This is a genomic window from Streptomyces sp. NPDC059957 (assembly GCF_042730015.1).
GTDB lineage: Bacteria > Actinomycetota > Actinomycetes > Streptomycetales > Streptomycetaceae > Streptomyces.
Genome location: NZ_JBHWMB010000122.1, coordinates 7465 through 15475 on the forward strand (window position 1 = coordinate 7465; position 8011 = coordinate 15475).

The following is an 8011-nucleotide window of genomic DNA, read 5'->3' on the forward strand; positions in this document are numbered from 1 at the left end:
TCTGGCAGGACGGAAAGGAGGGAGGAAGGCACACCCCCCACCCCCCAACCCCCCCCCCCCCCCCCCCCGCGCCTGGTGGGCGGAAGCCCGGCCTCAGCGGCTCGCGAGGAGTTCGAGCGTGTCGATGACCCGGTTCGAGAAGCCCCACTCGTTGTCGTACCAGGCGACGACCTTGATGTGGCGGCCTTCGACGCGGGTGAGCTGCGAGTCGAAGATCGACGAGGCGGGGTTGCCCGTGATGTCGGAGGACACGAGCGGGTCGTCCGAGTACTCCAGCACTCCGGCGAGCGGCCCTTCGGCGGCGGCGCGGTAGGCGGCCAGGACGTCCTCGCGGGTCACGTCGCGGGCGACGGTGGTGTTCAGCTCGACGATGGACCCCACCGGAACGGGGACGCGGATCGAGTCGCCGGAGAGCTTGCCGTCCAGGTTCGGCAGGACCAGGCCGATGGCCTTGGCGGCGCCCGTCGTGGTCGGCACGATGTTCACGGCGGCGGCGCGGGCGCGCCGGGGGTCGCGGTGCGGACCGTCCTGCAGGTTCTGCTCCTGCGTGTAGGCGTGCACCGTGGTCATGAACCCGTGCTCGATGCCCGCGAGTTCGTCGAGTACGGCGGCCAGCGGCGCGAGCGCGTTGGTCGTGCACGAGGCGTTGGAGACGATCGTGTGCAGGGCCGGGTCGTAGGAGTCGCTGTTCACGCCGTACGCGAGCGTGATGTCGGCACCGTCCGCCGGGGCGCTGACGAGCACCCTCTTGGCTCCCGCGTCGATGTGCGCGCGGGCGGCCTTGGCGGTGGCGAAGCGGCCGGTGGCCTCCAGCACGATGTCCACGCCGAGCTCGGCCCAGGGCAGCTGCGCCGGCTCGCGTTCGGCGAGCACCTTGATGCGGCGGCCGTCGACGACGAGGACGTCCCCGTCCACGGTCACCGGCCGGCCGAGGCGGCCGGAGGTGGTGTCGTAGGCGAGCAGCCGCGCGAGGGTGGCGGGCTCGGTGAGGTCGTTGACCGCGACGACCTCGAGCTTGCTGTCGCGCTCGAGCAGTGCGCGGAGCACGTTGCGTCCGATGCGGCCGAATCCGTTGATGGCGATGCGAGTCATGGTGTCTCCCTGTTCCCTGTCCCTTGGGTTCGTCACCAGATTCGCGGGTTGGGGGCGCCTGCGACAGCGGCGCGATCGCCACGGTCCGCAAGGATCGCGCCACGTGTCGGCGGGGGCTCCGCCCGGCGGCGGCTCCGGGCCGTCCGATGGCAGCTCCACGCCGTCGCCGGGACTGGCGGCTCCACGCCGCCCCCGGTCACTCGCCGCGGGCGAAAGTGCGCCGGTACTCGCTCGGCGTGGTCCGCAGGATGTGCTGGAAGTGCAGCCGCAGGTTCGCGCCGGTGCCCAGGCCCACGTCCGCGGCGATCTGCTCCACGCTCCGCTCCGAGCGCTCCAGCAGTTCGCGGGCCATGTCGATGCGGGCGCGCATCACCCACTGCATCGGCGTGTACCCGGTGTCCTCGGCGAACCGCCGCGAGAACGTGCGCGGGGACACCGCCGCGTGCCGGGCGAGGGCCTCCAGGGTGAGGGGTTCGCCGAGCCGGTGCAGCGCCCACTCGCGGGTGGCGGCGAACCGCGGGCCGAGCGGCTCGGGCACGCTGCGCGGCACGTACTGCGCCTGGCCGCCGCTGCGGTAGGGGGCCGCGACGAGCCTGCGGGCCGTGTGGTTGGAGGCGGCCACCCCGAGATCGCTGCGCAGGACGTGCAGGCACAGGTCGATGCCCGAGGCGGCTCCGGCGGAAGTCAGCACGGAGCCCTCGTCGACGAACAGGACGTTCTCGTCGACCCGGACCAGCGGCCACTTCGCCGCGAGCGCCCGGGTGTAGTGCCAGTGCGTGGTGGCCCGTTTGCCGTCGAGCAGGCCGGTGGCGGCGAGCGCGAAGGCCCCCGTGGAGATGGCCGCGAGCCGCGCACCCCGTTCGTGGGCGGCGATCAGCGCGTCGACGACGGCGCGCGGCGGGTCCTCGCGGTCGGGGAACCGGTAGCCGGGGACGAAGACGGTGTCGGCCCAGGCGAGGGCTTCGAGGCCGTGGGCGACGGCGTACGACAGGCCGTCACCACCGGTCACGAGCCCCGGGGCCGCGCCGCACACCCGGACCTCGTACGGCATGCTCGCGCGGGTCGTGAACACCTGCGCGGGGATGCCGACGTCGAGGGGTTTGGCCCCTTCGAGGACGAGGACGGCGACGTGGTGGGGGCGGGAGGCTGGCACCGCGTCATGCTTCCGAAGGGGCGGGAGGCTTGTCAAGCATCACCGTTAGTAAACCTTCCGATTGAGATAACCACCTATCAGTTGGTCCAGACCTGTTGACGGCGGTCCTTCCGGAGGATTAGGTTCCCGGCCACGGAGCGCACACGAAGCGGATACGACGTCAACTCCCCACGCCCGCACGGTCGCAGGCCCCCCACCCACGGGCCCGCCGCCCCGTCCCCACGCGTCCCCGGCGGGCCGCACGCCCACGCTTCGCGCTCCACGCCGTCCCCCCATTCCCACTGGAGTCACTTCCTTGCGTACCCCAAACCGAACCCGCACACGGCTGGCCTGCGCCCTCGGCGCCACCCTGCTCGGCGCGGCCGCGGTGCTGACCTCACCCGGGGCGGCCTTCGGCGCCAACATCCTTTCGAACGGTGACTTCGAGTCCGGCACCACGGCCGGCTGGTCCTGTTCCGGCGGACTGGGCTCCGTGGTCGGCTCGCCGGTGCACGGCGGGAGCAAGGCCCTGGCCGGCGCGGCCAGTGCGAGCGACAACGCCAAGTGCGTCCAGACCGTCGCCGTACAGCCCAACACCAGCTACACGCTCTCCGCCTGGGTCCGCGGCAGCTACGTCTACCTCGGGGTCACCGGCGGCGCCTCCACCTGGACCCCCTCGGCCGCGGCCTACACCAAGCTGACCGTCGCCTTCACCACCGGCGCCTCCCAGACCAGCGCCGAGATCTACCTCAACGGCTGGTACGGGCAGGGTACTTACCACGCCGACGACATCACCCTGGACGGCCCCGGCGGCTCCGTCGACACCCAGGCGCCCACCGTGCCCGGCAGCCTCGCCTCCACCGGCAAGACCTCCACCACGGCCTCCCTGGCCTGGACCGCGTCCACCGACAACGTCGGCGTGAACGGCTACGACGTCTACCAGGGCGGGACCAAGGTCGCGACCTCCGCCACCACCAGCGCGACCGTCAGCGGCCTGACCCCCAGCACCGCCTACGCGTTCACCGTGCGTGCCCGCGACGCCGCCGGGAACACCTCGGCCGCCTCGAACACCGTCAACGTCACCACCGACACCGGGACCACGCCGCCGACCGGCTTCAAGCAGGCCGCTCCGTACCTCTACCTCGGCTGGGGCAACCCGCCGAGCGCGACCACGGTGATGAACGCGACCGGCACCAAGTGGTTCACCATGGCGTTCATCCTCTCCTCCGGCGGCTGCAACCCCTCGTGGGACGGGCAGCGCCCGCTGACCGGCGGCATCGACCAGAGCACCATCGCCTCGATCCGCGCGGCGGGCGGCGACATCGTGCCCTCCATCGGCGGCTGGCAGGGCAATAAGCTCGGCCCCAACTGCTCCAGCGCCGAGGCCCTGGCCGGTGCGTACCAGCAGGTCATCTCCGCGTACGGGCTCAAGGCCATCGACGTGGACATCGAGAACACCGACGAGTTCGAGAACGCCGTGGTCCAGGACCGCATCCTCGGCGCGCTCAAGATCGTCAAGCAGAACAATCCCGGCCTGAAGACCATCCTGACCTTCGGCACCTCCACCACGGGCCCGACCAGCTGGGGCAACCGCCTGATCGAGCAGTCCAAGGCCCTGAACGCCGGCATCGACGTCTTCACGATCATGCCGTTCGACTTCGGCAACGCCTCGACGGACATGTACGCCAGCACCGTCAGCGCGACCGAGGGCCTCAAGGCCAAGCTCAAGTCCACCTACGGCTGGGACGACGCGACCGCGTACTCCCACATCGGCATCTCGGGCATGAACGGCATCAGCGACACCCAGGAGACCACCACCGTCCAGAACTGGACCGACATCCGCAACTGGGCCAACTCCCACCACATCGCGCGCCTCGCCTTCTGGTCGGTGAACCGCGACCGCGGCTGCCCCGGCGGCGGCCTGCAGGAGACCTGCTCCGGCATCGCCCAGAGCGACTGGCAGTTCACCTCCATCACGGCCGGCTTCACCGGCTGACCGACCGTCCGACCCGTACGGGCGGGGGCCGTCGCGGAGTTCCGCGGTGCCCCCCGCTGCCCGTACGGGGTCAACGGGGTCAGGAACCGGTCGGGGCCTGCCCTTCGGCGCCGGCCCGGGCCCGGGCCCGTACGGCCTCCGGATATTTTTCGGTGAAGCGCAGGGCTCCGACGATGGTGAGGACCTGGATGATCCAGCCGGTCCACATGTTGTCCGGGTCGCGCAGCACGAGGTCGCCGTACGCCCCCACGACCGCGTTGATCAGGAAGGCCAGTCCCCAGACCCCGGTGATGACGTAGTTCGTCCGCTTGAAGACCGGCGTGTCCCAGAACTTCCGGTCGACCTGCTCCCGGGCGTACTGGAGGGTGAACGGCACCCCGGCCAGGATCGAACCGAGGGCGATGAGGAAGAGGGCGATGTTCGAGATCTCGCCCGCGTACGTCTCCAGCCAGCGGCGCGTGCCGTCGCCGGCGAAGGCCCCGACCACCGTCAGGACCGCGAAGAACACGACGTCGGCGAATTCCAGGATCTTCACGGAGGATCCCGGATGGAGCAGACGGCTTCCGACGACGAGGCAGACGGAGATGGCCAGGGCCAGCCCCACCGCCCATTCGAAGCGTCCGGGCCCCACCACGAAGGCGAAGACGATCCAGGGGGACAGCCCCACGAAGGGGCTCTCCAGCAGCTGCGCCACCTTGTTCGTGCCGTGGGCACCAGCCGTGTGCGCCATGGGTCAGCCTTCCTGCAGCGGCAGTTGTCCTTCCCCCTCCCAACGTACGCCGCCGCTCCCGGACCGCACCTGCCGTGGGCGGAGCCCCGGCGAGGTGCGTGCCGGAGGGGGCCGTGCCACGCTGGCTGAACCCTGCGTACCGCCGGGTACACGCGACCGGGTGACATCTCCGGAGCCGGCCGCCCGGACGAACGGGGCCCGCCGTGCCACGAGGAACGCACCCCCTCCGGTCCCTGCGGCGGCGCGTGACCGCCGGATGCGCGGCCCTCCTGCTCGTGGTCCTGACCGCGGGCACGGCCGCCGGGGCGACGCCGCCTACGCCCGCGCCCTCCGACTCCGGTGGCTCCGGTGGCTCCGGTGGCTCCGGTGGCTCCGACATCACGGGCGCCGACACCACGGGCTCCGACCCGCTCGACCCCCGGATCACGGAGATCATGCGGAAGCCGGGGTACCGCAACGCCCAGTGGGGTCTCCTCCAGGTCGACCCGGACACCGGGCGGACCGTCCACAGCCGGTTCCCCGACCAGCTCTTCATCCCCGGGTCCACGGCCAAGCTCTTCAGCGTCTCCGGCGCCTGGCACGCCCTCGGCGGCGACCACCGCTTCGTGACCCCGGTCTACGCGGTCGGCGAGCGCCGCGGCGCGACCCTGACCGGCGATCTCGCCCTGGTCGCCCAAGGCGATCTGACCATGGGCGGCAGGACCCGCCCCGACGGTACGGTCGCCTTCACCGACCTCGACCACACCTACGCCGACGACGTCCCCGGTGCCACGCTCACCCCGCAGAACCCGCTCGCCGGCATCGACCTCCTCGCGCGCCAGGTGCGCGACTCCGGCATCACCCGGGTCGTGGGGAACGTGATCGTCGACGACCGGCTCTTCGAGCCCGAGCCCGTCCTGATCCCCATGCCGACCCCGCTGATCGTCAACGACAACCTCATCGACCTGACGACCACCCCGGGGGACCGCGCCGACGCGCCCGCCCGGCTGGACTGGCGGCCGAAGGTCGCCCCGTACCGGGTCACCTCGACGGTGAAGACCGTGGCGGCGGGCAAGCCGACGGCCGTCACGGTCACGGCCTCGGACAACGGCACCCGGATCCGGCTGTCCGGCACGATCGCGGCGGGCGCCGCACCGGTGCTGAAGGTCTCCCCCATCGCCGACCCGGCCGCCTTCGGCCGGACCGCGCTGATCGAGGCCCTGGAACGGGCCGGAGTCGACGTGACCGCGGACCCGGCGGGCGGGAACCCGGTGGACCGGCTGCCCGCCGGCTACGAGGGGCGGGCGCGGGTTGCCGCGTACACCTCGCCGCCCTTCACCGAGTACGCCGAGCTCATCCTCAAGGTCAGCCACAACCTGGGCGCCAACCTCGGCATGTGCCTGATGGCGGTCACCACCGGCAGCCGCGCCTGCATGGACGGATTCCCGGTCCTTGCCTCCTTCCTCGACAAGGCCGAGGTGGACCGCGCCCAGGTGCAGCTCCTGGACGGGCGGGGCGGCAACCCCGTCGACCGGTCCACGCCGCAGGCGGAGATCCAGATGCTGACGTACTGGCTGCGCTCCCCCGAAGCGCGCCGCTTCCGCGAGGCCCTGCCGATCCTCGGAGTCGACGGGCTGCTGGCCGAGAACTGCCGCGACTGCCCGGCTCGCGGGAAGGTGTTCGCCAAGACCGGTGCCGCCGTCGGGCTGGACGCCCTCAACGACCGCCTGGGCATCGGCGCCATCACCATCGCCGGCTACCTGGACAAGGGCGACGGCCGCTTCGACGTGTTCTACGCGGGCGTCACCGGTGCCTCGACCCCGACGACCGACCCGAGCGGCATCCTCGACATCGCCGACGACGTCGCCATGATCGCCGCTCACCTCCAGGAGGGCGCGGGCGGCAGCTGAGCACGGGCAGGCAGCCGGCACCCGATCCCGCCCCTGTCAAGTAACGAAAAGCCGGGTCTACGGCCCCGCGCCGCCTCCGGGCACGGTGGAAAGCGACCGTCCTGCGCAGAGCAGGAGGAGCGATGCGCCATCCGGACCGGAGGCAGACCCGCCATGACTGACATCGCCATCATCGGACTCGGCTGCCGCTTCCCCGGCGCCCCCGACGTCCTCGGCTACTGGAAGCTCCTGCTGAGCGGGGCACGGCAGTTCGGCGCGGTGTCCGGGGAACGCCGGAACCACGAGGCCGACGGGGCCGCCGGGGCCTTCGGGGCCTTCGGGGTCTTCGGGGCCTTCACCGACTCCGTGGACCGCTTCGACGCCCTGCACCACGCAGTGCCGCCCGCCCGCGCGCGGGCCATGGACCCGCGGCACCGGCTGCTGCTCGACGTCAGCCGCGAGGCCCTCGACGACGCGGGGATGGGCCGCGGCGACTTCGACCGGGAGCACACCGGGGTCTTCGTCGGACTGCCAGGTTCCGAGGCCTGCATCCTGCCCGGGAGCCCGCTCACCCTGGCGTCCGGCGCCGTCAGCCGCCACCTCGGCCTGGGCGGACCCGGCTTCGCCGTCGACGCGGTCCGTTCCGGCTCACTGGTCGCCCTCGACCGGGCGATGGCCCACCTCCGCCGGGGCAGCTGCCGGATCGCCCTCGTCGGCGGCGTCCATCTCGACCTCACCCCCGACAGCCTGGCCGGCTTCCCCGGACTGCGCGCCCTGTCCACCGCCGGGGTGTGCCGCCCGTTCGACGCGGAGGCCGACGGGTTCGTCCTCGGTGAGGGCGCCGGTGTCGTCGTCTTGCGGCCGCTGGCCGACGCCCTCGCCGCCGGAGACCGGATCTACGCGGTGATCAAGGGCATCGGCTCGGCCAACGACGGCGCCTGCGCCGGCCCCTTGGTGCCCACCGCCGAAGGCCGGCTGCGCGCCATGCGCCGGGCCTACGAGGACGCGGGCGTCGCGCCCTCCTCCGTGGCCTTCCTGGAGGCCCACGGGACGGGCACCGCCGCTGAGGACCGGGCCGAGGTGGAGGCGCTGCGCCGGCTGCGCACCGAGTACCCCGACGACGACCCGTCCCTGTGCTACCTCGGCGCGGGCAAGGCCCTGATCGGGCACTCCCTGGCCGCGGCGGGCATCGC

Annotated in this window: 6 protein-coding genes; 3 read left to right on the plus strand and 3 right to left on the minus strand. The window is 72.4% G+C overall.

The genetic code is table 11. The features are described from left to right. Window positions 1-93 precede the first annotated feature (93 nt). Entirely contained in the window at window positions 94-1092 is a 999-nt protein-coding gene (gap, locus tag ACFWBW_RS39870; RefSeq protein ID WP_385384175.1) for a type I glyceraldehyde-3-phosphate dehydrogenase, read from the minus strand. A gap of 196 nt (window positions 1093-1288) precedes the next feature. Then, complete coding sequence (locus ACFWBW_RS39875; RefSeq protein WP_385384178.1) at window positions 1289-2245, minus strand: GlxA family transcriptional regulator; 957 nt, start codon at window positions 2243-2245, stop codon at window positions 1289-1291. Between the two features lie 295 nt (window positions 2246-2540). On the opposite strand from ACFWBW_RS39875, the gene ACFWBW_RS39880 reads away from it, so the two are divergent. Continuing rightward, complete coding sequence (locus ACFWBW_RS39880; RefSeq protein WP_385384181.1) at window positions 2541-4220, plus strand: carbohydrate binding domain-containing protein; 1680 nt, start codon at window positions 2541-2543, stop codon at window positions 4218-4220. A 79-nt stretch (window positions 4221-4299) separates the two neighbouring features. Here the strand turns inward: ACFWBW_RS39880 and ACFWBW_RS39885 are convergent, their stop codons facing one another. Next, complete coding sequence (locus tag ACFWBW_RS39885) at window positions 4300-4950, minus strand: hypothetical protein (protein WP_385384183.1); 651 nt, start codon at window positions 4948-4950, stop codon at window positions 4300-4302. Window positions 4951-5195: 245 nt separating this feature from the next. On the opposite strand from ACFWBW_RS39885, the gene dacB reads away from it, so the two are divergent. Both dacB and ACFWBW_RS39895 read left to right on the plus strand, forming a co-directional pair. Further along, the gene (dacB, locus tag ACFWBW_RS39890) at window positions 5196-6839 is read left to right on the plus strand and encodes a D-alanyl-D-alanine carboxypeptidase/D-alanyl-D-alanine-endopeptidase (RefSeq protein ID WP_385384185.1); all 1644 of its coding nucleotides are present in this window, start codon (window positions 5196-5198) and stop codon (window positions 6837-6839) included. Window positions 6840-6992: 153 nt separating this feature from the next. After that, the coding region (locus tag ACFWBW_RS39895) for a polyketide synthase (protein WP_385384188.1) at window positions 6993-8011 on the plus strand (1019 nt) is incomplete at its 3' end.